Genomic DNA, 15246 nt, shown 5'->3' with positions numbered 1-15246 from the left:
GAGCCAGAAGGAGCCCAAGAGGAGCCTAAGAGGAGCCAAAGAGGAGAATTGTGACGCCGAGACGTTGGTTGCGCGCGGTCGCCGTGATAGGGGCGACCGCGATGCTGTTGGCGTCCAGCTGCACGTGGCACCTTAGTTTGTTCATTCCCGAAGGTGTACCGCCGCCGGCCGGCGATCCGGTGCCGCCGGTGGATACCCACGCCCACGGCCGGCCGGCCGATCAGTTGCGCGAATGGGCAGAGCAACGCGCGCCGGCTCTGGAGATGCCAGTCATCGCGTTAGAGGCCTACGCTTACGCCGCTCGCGTCGCCGAGGTCGAGAATCCGAAGTGCCACATCGCCTGGACCACCCTGGCAGGTATCGGGCAGGTGGAGAGCCATAACGGCACCTATCATGGTGCCACCATCGCGCCGAATGGGGACGTGACTCCTCCTATTCGCGGTGTCCGCCTCGACGGCACCGGCGGCACCCTGCGCATCGTGGACAGCGATCGGGGCAACATGGATGGCGCCTCGGATGGCGACGGAGTGCAGCGCGCGATGGGGCCCATGCAGTTCATTGCCGAAACGTGGCGACTGTACGGTGTCGATGCCAACAACGACGGCATCATCAGCCCGGACAACATCGACGACGCCGCGCTGTCGGCGGCGGGTTACTTGTGCTGGCGTGGAAAGGATCTCGCGACGCCCCGAGGGTGGATCACTGCGTTGCGCGCCTACAACAACTCCGGTGTTTACGCCCGGGCGGTGCGGGACTGGGCGACTGCTTACGCGGCGGGTCACCCGCTGTAGCAGGATAAAGCGCTGACCCAGGCTTTACGCTAAAGGTTTGCAGGGGACCGCACAGCGAGCCTGAACGCAAAGGAGAACTCAGTGCCGGTTATCGAGCAGGTCGGGGCCCGCGAGATTCTGGATTCACGCGGCAACCCGACGGTCGAGGTCGAGGTGGCTCTGATCGACGGGACCTTTGCCCGCGCCGCGGTGCCATCGGGGGCGTCGACGGGTGAGCACGAGGCCGTTGAGCTGCGCGACGGCGGCGATCGCTATGGCGGTAAGGGAGTCAAAAAGGCAGTGCAAGCCGTCCTTGATGAGATCGGCCCGGCTGTTATCGGCCTCAACGCCGACGATCAGCGGTTGGTCGACCAGGCGCTGGTCGACCTCGACGGCACCCCCGACAAGTCCCGGCTGGGCGGCAACGCAATCCTGGGAGTCTCGCTGGCCGTTGCCAAGGCGGCTGCGGAGTCTGCAGCGTTGCCATTGTTTCGCTACCTCGGCGGGCCCAATGCCCACATCCTGCCGGTGCCGATGATGAACATCCTCAACGGCGGCGCACACGCCGACACTGGCGTCGATGTCCAGGAGTTCATGGTGGCCCCGATCGGCGCGCCCAGCTTCGCTGAGGCGCTGCGCTGGGGTGCCGAGGTATACCACGCGCTCAAGTCGGTCCTCAAGAAGGAGGGGCTCTCCACCGGTCTAGGCGACGAGGGCGGCTTTGCCCCCGACGTGGCCGGCACCACGGCGGCGCTGGATTTGATCAGCCGGGCGATCGACTTGGCCGGCTGGGCTCTCGGTACAGATGTGGCACTGGCACTCGACGCCGCGGCCACCGAGTTCTACACCGACGGCACCGGCTACTCCTTCGAGGGCTCGATTCGCACCGCTGAGCAGATGACCGACTTCTACGCCGGTCTGTTGGGTTCTTACCCCCTGGTGTCCATCGAAGACCCGCTGTCGGAGGATGATTGGGACGGCTGGGCTGCGCTGACGGCCTCGATCGGCGACCGAGTACAAATCGTCGGTGACGACATCTTCGTCACTAACCCAGAGCGACTTGACGAAGGCATCGAACGGGGTGTGGCAAACGCGTTGCTGGTCAAGGTAAATCAGATTGGGACACTGACTGAGACGCTCGACGCGGTCGCGTTGGCGCACCACAGCGGATACCGCACGATGATGAGCCACCGCAGCGGCGAGACGGAGGACACAACGATTGCCGATCTGGCGGTAGCCGTCGGCACCGGCCAGATCAAGACGGGCGCACCGGCTCGCAGCGAACGCGTCGCCAAGTACAACCAGCTGCTGCGCATCGAAGAAGCCCTCGGGGACGCCGCCCGCTACGCCGGCGATCTGGCCTTCCCGCGGTATGTGCTGGACACCAACTAGGCTCCCCGCCAAACGGAACGCGGCTAAGCGATATGCCCGACGGTAAACGGCCCGACTCGAAGCGCCGCTCTCCGGCGTCGCGCCCGGGGAAGGCCGGCAACACCTCCCCAGGCCGTCGCTCCGGGGCACCGTCTCGGCCCTCACAGTCTTCACACACCGGGCCTTCCACCCGCCCACTGCAGGAGCATGTGGTTGAGCCCATCAAACGGTCGGTTACCGAAGCTGTCGAGCAACGGTCTGAGCAGCGGCTGGGTTTCACCGCCCGGCGGGCGGCGGTTCTGGCCGCCGTGGTGTGCGTGCTCACGCTAACCATTGCCGGTCCGGTGCGTACCTACTTTGCGCAGCGCACCGAAATGGAGCAGCTAGCTGCGACCGAAGCCGCGCTACGGCATCAGATCAGCGATCTGGAGCGGCAGCGGGCCCAGCTGGCTGATCCGGCGTATATCGCCGCGCAGGCCCGCGAGCGTCTCGGGTTCGTTATGCCTGGTGACATTCCATTTCAGGTCCAGCTTCCGCCTGGCGCGGCAGCGTCGCCGCAGCCACGCGCCGACGAGCCAACCGTGGCCAACAACGAGCCCTGGTACACGGCGCTGTGGCACACCATCGCCGACACACCGCACCTACCTGCTGCCGCCGCCCCGCCAGCAGCGCCCGAGCCCGGACCGCCCGACGCGGTACCGCCCAACCCGACGGCGCCCGGTGGTTGACCCCGCGGACTTGGAGGTGGTGGCGCGTCAGCTCGGTCGCAAGCCTCGCGGCGTGCTCGCGATCGCGTACCGATGTCCCAACGGTGAACCTGGGGTGGTGAAGACGGCGCCGAAACTCCCTGACGGCACTCCATTTCCGACGTTGTACTATCTGACACATCCGGCGCTCACCTCGGCAGCGAGCAGGCTGGAGACCACCGGGCTGATGCGGGAGATGGCCGAGCGGCTGCGGTGTGATCCTGATCTGGCCGCCGCCTACCGGCGGGCGCACGAATCCTATTTGGCCGAGCGCGACGCAATTGAGCCGCTGGGGACCACGTTTTCCGCCGGCGGCATGCCCGACCGGGTCAAGTGCTTGCACGTGCTGATCGCGCATGCGCTGGCCAAGGGCCGCGGGGTGAACCCGCTCGGCGACGAGGCGTTAGCTCTGCTGGCCGTCGAGCCAGGAACAGCTGCGACACTGGTGGCACAACGATGGCTCTGACTCGCGTAGCCGCAGTTGACTGCGGTACTAACTCGATTCGGTTGCTGATCGCGGAAGCAACCGGCGATCAGCTACACGAAATGCATCGGGAAACCCGAATCGTGCGGCTGGGACAGGGAGTTGACGCCACCGGTGAGTTTGCGCCCCACGCGATTGCGCGGACCCGAGACGCGCTTGCCGACTATGCCGAGTTGCTCAAATTTCACCGCGTCGAGCGGGTCCGAATGGTTGCCACCTCGGCCGCTCGTGATGTCGCCAACCGTGACGTGTTCTTTGCGATGACGGCCGAGGTGTTAGCGGCCGTGGTCCCAGGTTCGGTGGCGGAGGTGATCAGCGGCGACGAAGAGGCAGAGCTGTCGTTCCGCGGTGCGGTTCGCGAATTAGACAGTGTTGGTGCACCTTTCGTTGTCGTTGATTTGGGTGGCGGCTCGACGGAGATTGTGCTTGGGAAAGCTGATAACGATGTAGTGGCGAGCCACTCGGCTGACATCGGCTGCGTTCGCCTGACCGAACGTTGCTTGCACTCTGACCCGCCGACCGAGCGGGAAGTGGCCGCAGCCCGTCAGGTGGTGGGTGAGCGGTTGGAAGCGGCGCTGCAGAGGGTGCCGGTTGAGCAGGCTCGGACCTGGGTCGGCTTGGCTGGAACGATGACCACGTTATCGGCATTAGCTCACGACTTGACCACGTATGACGCTGCAGCTATTCACCTTTCGCGGGTACCAGCTGGTCAGCTGCTGGCCGTCTGCGAGCGACTACTGAGAATGACTCGCAACGAGCGTGCCGCATTACCACCGATGCATGAGGGCCGGGTGGACGTGATCGCCGGCGGGGCCATTGTGGTTGAAGAATTGACACGCGAGCTGAGAGACCGAGCCGGCATCGACGAGTTGACCGTCAGCGAGCACGACATCCTTGACGGCATCGTGCTGTCCCTCTGCGGGTAAGTGTGACGCAGTGTTGCAGCGGCGGTCAGGACTCGAAGCGGTAACCCATACCGGACTCGGTCAACAGATGCTTCGGATGCGACGGATCATCTTCGAGTTTGCGGCGTAACTGGGCCAAATACACACGCAGATAGTGGGTTTCGGTGGCATAGCTCGGCCCCCACACCTCTTTGAGCAGTTCTTCGCGACCGATCAGCTTGCCGCGATTACGAACCAAGACCTCGAGCATGCCCCATTCGGTTGGGGTGAGGTGCACCTCGGCACCATTCTTGGTCACCTTCTTGGCGGCCAAATCTACTGTGAAGGCGTCGGTTTCGATGATCGGTTGATCCATCTCGGACGCCGCAGTGTTGCGGCGCACCGCCGCGCGCAGCCGCGCTAAAAACTCGTCCATCCCAAAGGGTTTTGTCACGTAATCGTCGGCGCCGGCGTCCAAAGCCTGAACCTTGTCCGACGAATCGGTGCGCGCCGACAACACGATCACCGGCGCGCTCAGCCAGCCGCGCAGGCCGGCCAGTACGTCAATGCCCGATATGTCTGGTAGACCGAGGTCGAGAATCACCACGTCAGGCGGGTGCTCGGCGGCAGCGCGCAGCGCTCCCGCACCGGACGAGGCGGTGATCACTTCGTAGCCGCGCACGGTCAGATTGATCCGAAGCGCTCGCAAGATATGCGGTTCGTCGTCGATCACCAACACGCGGGTCATCGATCACCATTTTCCTGAGGGGCAGCCAGGTCGACGACGACGGTGAGCCCGCCGCCAGGCGTATCTCCGGCTTGGATGGTGCCGCCCATAGCTTCGACGAAGCCGCGTGCCACCGACATGCCCAGGCCGACGCCCGTGGTGTTGTCGTGATCGCCCAATCGCTGAAAGGCTTCGAAGACATTTCCCTCGGTACCGGGAGGAATCCCGGGGCCTTCGTCGATGACGTTGATCAAGACGTGATCGCCGACTCGTCCGGCGTTGACCCGCACCATGCAGTCCGGCGCGTAGCGCAGTGCGTTGTCAATAAGGTTGGCCAGGACGCGTTCTAGGAGGCCCGCGTCGGCGAGCACCGCCGCGCCTCCGACGTCGACCTTGACGCGATCAATCGCGGATCGGTAGAAGCCCGTAGCGCCTTTGCCGATGCTAACCAGCGCGCGTTGCACGACTTCCTCGACGTAAACCCGGTGCAGGTCCGGGCGGACCACCCCGGCGGCCAGCCGCGACGAATCCAGCAGATTGCCGACCAGGGCGGTGAGCTGGTCGATGGACTCCTCGATGGTAGCCAACAATGCGGCGGTGTCCTCGGCTGAGAAGGCTACGTCTGCGGCTCGCAAACTGGATACCGCGACCTTGGCCGCCGCCAGCGGGCTGCGCAGGTCATGGCTGACCGCAGACAGCAGCGAGCGGCGCAGCTCGTCGGCCTTCACGATTGCTTGGGTCCGGGTGGCTTCTTCGGCCATTGCCCGCTGTTTGACCAGACCGGCGGCTTGTCTGGCTACCGCATTAAGTACTCGGCGATCTCGCGCTGACAGTCTTCTTCCCGACATCAGCATCCAAAACTCGTTGTCGCCGACCTCGATCGCGGTGTCAGCGGAATCGACCGTAGTGCACGGGTCTCTACCAACGGAGGCCACGATCGCAGTGCGGGTTCGACTGTCGTCGGAACCCTGGCGCACCATGCTGACCGCGCGTTGGGAGTAAGTCTCTCGTACCCGCTGCAACAGCGTTTCTAGATCCGCACCGCGCAGCACCGATCCCGCGAACAGGATCAGTAGTTCGGCCTCTTGTGACGCGCGACGGGCTTCTCGCGCGCGGTTAGCCGCACCGTCGACCAGAGCCGCGACCGCGACCGCGACGAGAAGCAGTACCGCTTCGGTGACGGCAGCCGACGGTTCGGCGATGGTGAACGTGTACCGGGGATCGGTCAGGTAGTAGTTGAGTAGCAGGCTAGATAACACTGCCGAAAGCACCGCCGGCGCAACGCCGCCCAGTAGGGCCACCACGAGAACTCCGACAAAGAACAGCGCACTTTCGCCACTGGTGTCCAGATATCGGTCCAGCATGGTCACGATGATCGCGCAGATCAGCGAGGGAACGACGACGGCCGCAAGCCAGGACACTGCCCGTCGCTCGCGGGCACCGATCGGTGTGGTGCGCAAGCCCCGCTTGGATTCCTCATGAGTTACTAGGTGCACGTCGATCTTGCCGGAGCGCTCGACGATCGCCAGGCCGATACTCTCGTCAAAGATGCGCGCCCACCGCGGCCGACGTGACGTCCCGATCACCAGCTGGGTCGCGTTGATCTCGCGAGCAAACTCCAGCAAGGCGCTGGGCACGTCGTCGCCGACCACGGTATGCAGTGAGGCGTCCAGACTGTTGGCCAGCTCCCGGACCTTGCTCATCCGCGCCTCCGACAGGCCAGCCAGTCCGTCACCGCGCACCACATGGACCACCATCAGCTCAGCACTGGACTTTGACGCGATCCGAGATGCTCGTCGCACCAACGTCTCTGACTCAGGACCACCGGTGACCGCTACGACGACGCGCTCACGGGCCTCCCAGATGTCGGTAATCCGGTTTTCCGCACGATACTTGGCCAGTGCCGTATCAACCTGGTCGGCTAACCACAGCAACGCCAATTCTCTTAGCGCAGTGAGATTGCCGCGCCGGAAGTAATTGGACAACGCGGCGTCGATTCTCTCCGGCGCATAGACATTGCCGTGAGAAAGCCTGCGGCGCAATGCTTCCGGTGTGATATCGATGAGCTCTATTTGGGCAGCCTGTCGTACAATGGAATCCGGTATCGTTTCTTTTTGCTCGATTCCGGTAATTTGGGCGACGACGTCGTTCAGGCTCTCCAAATGCTGGATATTGACCGTCGAGATCACCGTGATGCCAGCGTCGAGCAGCTCCTCGACATCTTGCCAGCGCTTGGCGTTCGCGCTGCCCGGCGTATTGGTGTGAGCCAGCTCGTCAACCAAGACGACTTGTGGTCGCCGTGCCAGCACGGCGGCCACGTCGAGTTCCGGGAAGCTGCCGCCACGATATTCGATGTAGCGCGGCGGAATGACCTCGATACCCTGAATCAGCTCAGCTGTTTTCGCCCTTCCGTGGGTCTCGATCACGGCCGCCACCACGTCGGTGCCACGCTCTAAGCGTCGATGCGCTTCGCCGAGCATGGCGTATGTCTTGCCGACGCCTGGCGCGGCGCCAAGGTAGATACGCAGCTCCCCGCGTTTGGCCCAGGGATCGACACTCACATCAACCATCTTCCGCGCGTGCGTGCCGGCAACTCAACGGTTGATCGGATAACTGCGGTCCAACGCGAGATTGAGCGCCACCACATCGACCCGCACCTCGCCCAGGAATCCGAGCAGCCGCCCGTCTTGGTTGTCGCGGAGGACCGCGCGCACCTGTTCGGCGCTGATGCCGCGCGCCCTGGCCACCCGCGCCGCCTGCAGCTCGGCATAGGCGACCGAGATGTGCGGGTCGAGGCCGCTGCCGCTAGCGGTAACCGCGTCGGCAGGAACGGCTGGGTCGGCGGGCGCGGCGCCCCGGACGGGAACGATTTGGCCAAGCGAGTAGTCCTCGCCGTACCTGGCGCACTCCACCTGCACGCCTTCGTAATTGGCGATAAAGGGCCCCAAGAACCGATCCGGCGACTGGCAGGCCTCGTTGACGCTGATCACCCGGGTGGGGTGGACGACGTTTCCGCGCACGTCGCGGGGCCCTAGCACCGACAGCACCGCGCCCACTCCGCCGCCCGTGCAGAACGGCCGCGACCCAGCCTCTTTTCCCAGCCCCTCCTGCCTGGCCACTGCGGCGCTACGCGAGCAAACCTGGGTCAGCAGACTCGGCCGGAAGCCCGCATCCGAGGGCGACTTCCCGGCCGCCAGTTGCGCCGGGTCGGCGGGCGTGTCGATGATGCTTTCCGGCCCGAGATTGCTCGCGCCCGAAGCCAACGGATCATAACCGTCGCCGGCGGCCGACGGGCGGCCTTGGAAATACTGCGGTAGCGGATTGCCGCTGGAGTCGGTGAACAGCTGGCCGATCAACCGGCTGGCTACCGGCTTGCCGTTGACACTGATAATCGACCCCTCGGCCTTGTCGTGCAGGCCCGGAACCTGAGCGATCAGCCAGATCAACAATGGGTAGGCGAGACCGGTGACCACGGTCAACACCAGCAGCGCGCGCAATGCCGCCCAATGGATACGGACGAAATGGGAGAAGGTCATATCAGGACATCCCGGGGACGAATTGGACGATCAGGTCGATGAGCTTGATCCCGATGAACGGCGCGATGATGCCGCCGAGCCCGTAGAGATACAGGTTGCGGCTCAACAGTTTCGACGCGCTGCTGGGCGTGTAGTGGACACCGCGCAATGACAGTGGGATCAGCATGACGATGATGACGGCGTTGAAGATCACCGCCGAGAGGATCGCTGACTGCGGGCTGTGTAGCCGCATCACATTGAGCAGATCCAGGCCGGGGAACAGGGTGACGAACATGGCCGGGATGATCGCGAAGTACTTGGCGATGTCGTTGGCGATCGAAAAGGTGGTCAACGCGCCGCGGGTGATCAGCAGCTGCTTGCCGATCTCCACGATCTCGATGAGCTTGGTGGGGTCGGAGTCGAGATCGACCATGTTGCCGGCCTCTTTGGCGGCCGAGGTACCGGTGTTCATCGCCACACCCACGTCGGCCTGAGCCAACGCCGGCGCGTCGTTGGTGCCGTCACCGGTCATCGCGACTAGCCTGCCACCTTGTTGTTCACGCGTGATCAGCGCGAGCTTGTCCTCAGGCGTGGCTTCGGCGAGGAAGTCGTCGACACCGGCTTCGTCGGCAATAGCCTTGGCCGTCAACGGGTTGTCGCCGGTGATCATCACTGTCCGGATGCCCATGCGGCGCATCTCGTCGAACCGCTCCCGTATGCCCTGCTTGACGACGTCCTTGAGGTGAATGACACCGAGCACTCTTGCATTTTTTTCGGCCGCACCATTGCGGGTCTCCCCGACGACCAGCGGGGTGCCGCCGCCGGCGGAGATGCCGTCGACGATCATGCCGAGCTGGCCGGGAACGTTACCGCCTTGTCCGCGTACCCAATCCGCCACCGAATTGGCCGCGCCTTTGCGCAACTGGTGTCCGTCGACCCCATCGAGATTGACACCCGACATCCGGGTCGCGGCGGAAAACGCCACCCATTCGGCGTGTGCGAGTTCGCCCGGTGTGCGGGCGCGCAATCCGAAATGTTCTTTGGCGAACACGACAACCGAGCGTCCTTCGGGGGTTTCGTCGGCAAGGCTGGACAGCTGCGCGGCGTCGGCCAGCTGTGCTGCCGACACTCCGTCGACGGGGATAAAGGCAGCGGCCTGGCGGTTCCCCAAGGTGATCGTGCCCGTCTTGTCCAGCAGCAGCGTGTTGACGTCGCCGGCGGCTTCCACCGCGCGCCCGGACATGGCAAGCACGTTGCGCTGCACCAGCCGATCCATGCCCGCGATGCCGATGGCCGACAGCAGCGCGCCGATCGTCGTCGGGATCAGGCACACTAACAACGACACCATCACAATTCCGGTGACACCATGTGCCTCGAGCGCGTGGGTGTCTGGGACGCCCGGATTGTTGGACTTGGAGTAGATCGCCAGCGGCTGCAGCGTTGCGACGGCGAAGACGAAGATGATCGTCAACCCGGCCAGCAGGATATTGAGCGCGATTTCGTTGGGGGTCTTCTGCCGGTTAGCGCCCTCGACGAGGGCGATCATCCGGTCAATGAAGCTTTGCCCCGGCTTTTGGGTGATTGTCACGATGATTCGGTCGCTCAGCACCGTGGTACCGCCGGTGACCGCCGAGCGGTCACCGCCGGACTCCCGGATTACCGGCGCAGACTCGCCCGTGATCGCCGATTCATCTACTGAGGCAATGCCTTCCAGCACGTCGCCGTCGCCTGGTATGACCTGCCCGGCCTCCACCACGACGATGTCGCCCTGTTGCAGCAACGGCGCGGCAACGTCTTCTTCCACCAGCGGCGCGCCCGGGCGCCAATCCTTGAGTCGCCGGGCCATGGTCTGAGTTTTGGCGCTGCGCAACGTCTCCGCCTGGGCCTTGCCGCGGCCTTCGGCCACCGCCTCGGCAAGGTTGGCAAACAGCACCGTCAGCCACAGCCAGACCACGATCAGCCATGCGAACCAGGTCGGGTCGATGAATGCCAGGACCGTGGCCCACGCGGCGCCGACTTCGACGACGAACATCACCGGGTTGCGCCACAGGGTGCGCGGGTCGAGTTTGCTCAGCGCCTGCGGCGTCGACGTGTACAGCAGCTTCGGATCCAGCGAGCCGCCCCGCACGGTGCGCCCGGTCATCGGTGAATTCCTTCAGCGAGTGGGCCCAGCGCCAGCATGGGCAAAAAAGTCAGGGCCACCAGAATCAGCGTGACGCCGGTGACCATCCCGACAAACAGGGGTCGATGCGTAGGCAGGGTGCCCACCGATGCCGGCGTTGCGCCCTGCTTGGCCAGCGAGCCGGCTAGGGCCAGCACGAGGATTATTGGCAAGAATCTGCCGAAGACCATTGCCAGCCCGAGTGCAGTGTTGTACCAGTCGGTGTTGGCGCTGAGTCCGGCGAAGGCCGAGCCGTTGTTGTTGGCCGCGGAGCTGAACGCGTACAGCACCTCCGACAGCCCGTGCGGGCCGGTGTTCAACATGCCGGCACGTTCGCCCGGCAGCGCCATCGCGACCGCGGTGCCGGTCAGCGCGATCAACGGGGTAACCAGGAAATAGCTTGCCGCCAACTTGATTTCGCGGGGGTTGATCTTCTTGCCGAGATATTCTGGTGTGCGCCCGACCATGAGCCCCGCGACGAAAACCGTAATCACGGCAAGGATCAGCATGCCGTACAGGCCGGAGCCGGCGCCGCCCGGGGCGACTTCGCCGAGCTGCATGTTGAACATCGTCATCATCCCGCCCAGGCTGGTGTAGGAGTCGTGGGACGAATCGATGGCGCCGGTGGAGGTCAGCGTCGTCGCACCGGCGAACACCGCCGAGTCAGCAATGCCGAACCGCTGCTCCACACCTTCGGCGGCCGCCCCCGCGGCGGTGGGCACTGTGCCGTGATGCTGCAGCTGCAACCACAGCATGAACGTCATGCTGATCGCAAACAGCGTCGCCATCACCGACGCGATCGCATAACCCTGTTTGGTGTTACCCACCATGCGCCCGAACGTTCGCGGTAGCGAAAACGGGATCACCAGCAACAGGAAGATCTGCAGCCAGTTAGTCCACGCTGTCGGATTCTCAAACGGGTGCGCGGAGTTGGCGTTGTAGAACCCGCCGCCGTTGGTGCCCAGGTCCTTGATGACTTCCTGGCTAGCCACCGGGCCGCCGGGGATCGTCTGTTGGGCTCCGCTCAAGGTGCTGACAACCTGGTCGTGGGGGTGAAAGTTCTGGATCGCACCCCCTGCGACGAGCAGAATCGCGGCCGCGATAGCGATAGGAAGCAAGATACGCACCGTGCCGCGCACCAGATCTATCCAAAAGTTGCCCAGATCGCTGGTGTGTGTGCGGGCCAACCCGCGCAGCAAGGCGATCGCCACCGCCATGCCGACGGCCGCCGAGACGAAATTTTGCACCGCCAAGCCGGCCATCTGCACCAGATGCCCCTGGGTTGATTCGCCGGAGTAGGCCTGCCAGTTGGTATTGGTGACGAAGCTGATCGCGGTGTTCCATGCCAGCGCAGGGGTCATGCTGGTGGCCGGATCATGCAGATGCAGCGGCAACTTGTCCTGCACGAGTTGGAACGCGAAAAGAAACAGGATGCCGACGGACGAAAAGGCCAAGACGCTGCGGGCGTAGGCGGCCCAGGTCTGTTCCGAGCGTGCGTCGACACCGATGACCCGATAGAGCACCGACTCGATGCGCAGGTCCTTCGCTGACGTATACACCCGATACATGTAGTCGCCGAAGGGCACATGCACCGCGGCCAGCGCCACGACGAGAACGGCAAGAAAGAGCGCCCCCGCGGTTGTTGTGCTCACTAAAACCTCTCTGGGAACAGCAGTGCGGCGACGAGGAATAACGCGAGCAGCATCGCCAGTGCCATGCCGATGACGTTTTGGTAGCTCACAACCGCTCGACCAATCTCTGCATCAGGCCGAGCAACGCGAACACCGCTGCCGTCAGCGCAATGTATGCCAACACGCCCATATGGTCTCCGTTTCGCATCAGCTTGAAAATAGACTGGGCCGCCGGGCGCGGGCAATTGGCTGACACTTCCCTAACGACCTCGGTAGTCACGTTAACGGTTTCTTGACGGGTGCGCTGCGACCTCCGGCGCCGTACCCGTGCCTTCAATTGTGAACCGCGACAAGGATAATCAACAGACGCTGCGTCGCCGCACCCGGTACCGGTCCGGGAATTAAGGTCACGTAAATGTTGATGCTGGAATCCAAAGGATACTGTCGGATCGATATGCGGTGGACTTGACGCAAAGCTGGTGGTGTCTGATCACGTGTTATATCACTTGGGCAGGGTCGGCAGCCGGCCGTTGAATCATTGGCAGCCGCACCCGGAAGACGGTCCGGCCATCGGCGGACTCGGCTGTCACCGAGCCGTGATGCGCCTTGACAATGGAGTTGACAATGGCCAGTCCCAGTCCGTGGCCGGCTCCGCCGGAGCGCGACGTGTTGGCGCGTACGAAGCGGTCGAACAGGTGGGGCAACACATCTGGATCGATGTCCGGTCCGTCGTTGGCAACCGTCAATTCGACGTATGGCCCGTCGGGGCCGCTGGGATGGGTGGTGATCCCGGTGGTCACCGTGACGTCGGGTGGCGTGTGGACCCAGGCATTGGTGAGCAGGTTGCTGAGGAGCTGGTGCAGGCGCGCGTGATCGCCGTTGACCCACACCGGTTCGTCGGGCAGGTTCTTGACCCAATGGTGGGTCGGCGCCGCCACTGCCGCGTCGTTTACGGCGTTCATCACCAAGTCGGTCAAGTCCAGGTCCTCGGTTTCGAGGTCTTCCCCTTCTCCCAGGCGGGACAGCAGCAGCAATTCGTCGACCAGTGACGCCATCCGCCGTGCCTCGGACTCGATGCGGGCCAGGGCGTATTCGGTGGTGGGAGGCAAGGCGGAACTGTCCTGACGTGTCAGTTCGGCATAGCCTTGGATGGCAGCGAGCGGGGTCCGCAGCTCGTGGCTGGCGTCGGTGATGAATTGCCGCATCCGCAGATCTGATTCGACGCGATGCGCAAGTGCGCTATCCACGTTGTCCAGCAACCGATTCAACGTGAGCCCGACGATCCCGACTTCGTTGTCCGGGTCAGTGTCTTCGGGCCTAACTCGCACGCCGATCTGATGGTCGTCGCCAGCAAGCGGCATCGCGGCGACGGTCGCGGCAGTCGCCGCGACCCGGCGCAGCGGGCGGAGGGCGTAGCCCACCACCCAGACCGTGAGGGCTGCGGTGATCACCAGTGCCGCCGCCACCAGCACGGTGGTGGTGATCTGCTTGCGCGCGATGATCTGGTCGGCGATGCTCAGCGAAACCCCGACAATGAGCCGGTCGGATCCCGTGGCGCGGCTGTCGACCTGGTAAGCCCCTAGGCTGCCCAGCGTTTCAACCCGCGACGGGCTGTCGCTCCACTGCTGCGCTTCGATGGCGCGGATGACGTCGGGCGGCGCAGGCCGTGATTGGTCTTCGGAGAACACAGCCGAGGCGATGACGTGGCCATCGCGCAGCACCGCGATGAGGTTTCCCGGCGTCTGACCGGTGAACTCCAACAGCGCTTCAGACACCGGCAAATTGCCGGTATGAATTGAGGTATGTTCGCCGTTGCGGTATCGGGCGTATGCGTGACTGAACGCATGTATGGATTCGGCGACTTCCGCGTCGTTCATCGCGGTGACATACCCGCGCAGGCTCAGCACGGAAACGGCGCCCACGGCCACCAGCACTACCGTCACGACAGCCAATACGCCCAACAACAACTGCCAGCGCAATGAGCGGGGAAACCAGCGAGGGGTATTTCGGTCCCCAGTCACTCCATGCTCATTCCGCTGTTCGCAACATGTACCCAATCCCGCGAACGGTGTGAATCATCGGCTCGCGGTCGGCGTCGATCTTTTTCCTCAGGTACGAAATATAGAGATCGACAATGGAGGTGCGTCCAGCGAAGTCGTAGTTCCAGACCCGGTCGAGGATTTCGGTGCGGCTGAGGGCGCGGCGCGGATTGCGCATCAAGAATCGCAACAGCTCGAACTCGGTCGAGGAAAGCGAGATCGGGGTGCCGCTGCGAGTGACCTCCCGGCTGGCCGCGTCGAGTTTGAGGTCTCCCACTTTGAGCGATTCGTCGGCCGGCGGCGCCAGGTGACTGGAGCGGCGCAACAGTCCGCGCAGCCGGGCTACCAGTTCCTCGAGGCTGAACGGCTTGGTCATGTAATCGTCGGCGCCGGCGGTCAGACCGGTGACCCGGTCCATGACCGAATCACGTGCGGTGAGGAAGAGGGTGGGGATGTATGCGTCGGATTCGCGAACCCGTTGCAAGACTTGCAATCCATCCACATCGGGCAGCATGATGTCGAGCACGAGGACGTCAGGGCTGATCTTGTCGAACTTGGCGATGGCCTCGCGGCCGTTGTGGGCTATCTCGACGTCCCAGCCTTCATAATGCAGTGCCATCTTGACCAGGTTGGTCAGCGCGGGTTCGTCGTCGACCAGCAATACCCGGATCGGTGAACCGTCAGCGCGGTAGATGCGAGGCAGCTGCCCCAGAATCGCCTGGCGCGGACGTTGACTGCGCCCGTATCCGGTCATTGCCGTCATGCTCCTACATAATTTCAAGCACCTATGCAATCGTCACAAAGATCATACGAATCTCAAATGTCGTGGTGTGGACGGCGTTCGCTATAGGACGGCGTGGCCGCACACCAACGGGTGTGCGGCCACGCCGTTTGCAGTGGTATCAGGCCCAGCTGGAG

At 63.9% G+C, this 15246-nt stretch carries 14 protein-coding genes; 5 read left to right on the top strand and 9 right to left on the bottom strand.

From position 1 onward, the window contains the following. Positions 1 to 50 precede the first annotated feature (50 nt). From F0Q45_RS07355 to F0Q45_RS07335, 5 genes are all read left to right on the top strand, one after another. Positions 51 to 791, top strand: a complete 741-nt coding sequence (locus tag F0Q45_RS07355; protein ID WP_149653319.1) for a lytic transglycosylase domain-containing protein — start codon at positions 51 to 53, stop codon at positions 789 to 791. Between the two features lie 81 nt (positions 792 to 872). Then, a complete protein-coding gene (gene eno, locus F0Q45_RS07350) occupies positions 873 to 2162 on the top strand; it encodes a phosphopyruvate hydratase (protein WP_149653318.1) in 1290 nt (429 codons plus the stop codon). A 32-nt stretch (positions 2163 to 2194) separates the two neighbouring features. Next, entirely contained in the window at positions 2195 to 2869 is a 675-nt protein-coding gene (locus F0Q45_RS07345; protein WP_149653317.1) for an FtsB family cell division protein, read from the top strand. Then, on the top strand, positions 2862 to 3353 hold the full coding sequence (locus tag F0Q45_RS07340; protein ID WP_149653316.1) for a DUF501 domain-containing protein: 492 nt from the start codon (positions 2862 to 2864) through the stop codon (positions 3351 to 3353). Before F0Q45_RS07345 ends, F0Q45_RS07340 begins: the two co-directional genes overlap by 8 nt. Then, a complete protein-coding gene (locus F0Q45_RS07335) occupies positions 3344 to 4297 on the top strand; it encodes a Ppx/GppA phosphatase family protein (RefSeq protein ID WP_149653315.1) in 954 nt (317 codons plus the stop codon). Before F0Q45_RS07340 ends, F0Q45_RS07335 begins: the two co-directional genes overlap by 10 nt. 25 nt (positions 4298 to 4322) lie before the next feature. On the opposite strand, the gene F0Q45_RS07330 is transcribed toward F0Q45_RS07335, so the two are convergent. From F0Q45_RS07330 to F0Q45_RS07290, 9 genes are all read right to left on the bottom strand, one after another. After that, positions 4323 to 5003: a response regulator gene (locus tag F0Q45_RS07330; RefSeq protein WP_149653314.1), complete on the bottom strand. Its 681-nt coding sequence runs from the start codon at positions 5001 to 5003 to the stop codon at positions 4323 to 4325. Further along, complete coding sequence (locus tag F0Q45_RS07325) at positions 5000 to 7552, bottom strand: sensor histidine kinase (RefSeq protein WP_149653313.1); 2553 nt, start codon at positions 7550 to 7552, stop codon at positions 5000 to 5002. Before F0Q45_RS07325 ends, F0Q45_RS07330 begins: the two co-directional genes overlap by 4 nt. A 24-nt stretch (positions 7553 to 7576) precedes the next feature. Next, the gene (locus tag F0Q45_RS07320) at positions 7577 to 8518 is read right to left on the bottom strand and encodes a potassium-transporting ATPase subunit C (RefSeq protein WP_149653312.1); all 942 of its coding nucleotides are present in this window, start codon (positions 8516 to 8518) and stop codon (positions 7577 to 7579) included. Position 8519: 1 nt separating this feature from the next. Continuing rightward, positions 8520 to 10640, bottom strand: a complete 2121-nt coding sequence (gene kdpB, locus F0Q45_RS07315) for a potassium-transporting ATPase subunit KdpB (protein WP_149653311.1) — start codon at positions 10638 to 10640, stop codon at positions 8520 to 8522. Further along, entirely contained in the window at positions 10637 to 12310 is a 1674-nt protein-coding gene (kdpA, locus tag F0Q45_RS07310) for a potassium-transporting ATPase subunit KdpA (protein ID WP_149653310.1), read from the bottom strand. The genes kdpB and kdpA overlap by 4 nt, the downstream gene beginning before the upstream one ends. After that, positions 12310 to 12399 carry a K(+)-transporting ATPase subunit F gene (gene kdpF / locus F0Q45_RS29100; protein ID WP_149653309.1) on the bottom strand — a complete coding sequence of 30 codons (90 nt, stop codon included), beginning with the start codon at positions 12397 to 12399 and terminating at the stop codon, positions 12310 to 12312. Before kdpF ends, kdpA begins: the two co-directional genes overlap by 1 nt. Further along, positions 12396 to 12497 (bottom strand): potassium-transporting ATPase, encoded by a 102-nt coding sequence (locus tag F0Q45_RS29095; RefSeq protein WP_262490902.1) that lies wholly within the window; start codon positions 12495 to 12497, stop codon positions 12396 to 12398. The genes kdpF and F0Q45_RS29095 overlap by 4 nt, the downstream gene beginning before the upstream one ends. A 289-nt stretch (positions 12498 to 12786) precedes the next feature. Beyond that, entirely contained in the window at positions 12787 to 14310 is a 1524-nt protein-coding gene (locus F0Q45_RS07295) for a sensor histidine kinase (protein WP_149653308.1), read from the bottom strand. A gap of 7 nt (positions 14311 to 14317) precedes the next feature. After that, entirely contained in the window at positions 14318 to 15091 is a 774-nt protein-coding gene (locus F0Q45_RS07290; RefSeq protein WP_149653307.1) for a response regulator transcription factor, read from the bottom strand. Between the last annotated feature and the right edge of the window lie 155 nt (positions 15092 to 15246).

It is taken from the genome of Mycobacterium simiae (genome assembly GCF_008370645.1).
Classification (GTDB): domain Bacteria; phylum Actinomycetota; class Actinomycetes; order Mycobacteriales; family Mycobacteriaceae; genus Mycobacterium; species Mycobacterium simiae_A.
This window is presented reverse-complemented; position numbering and strand designations above follow the sequence as displayed.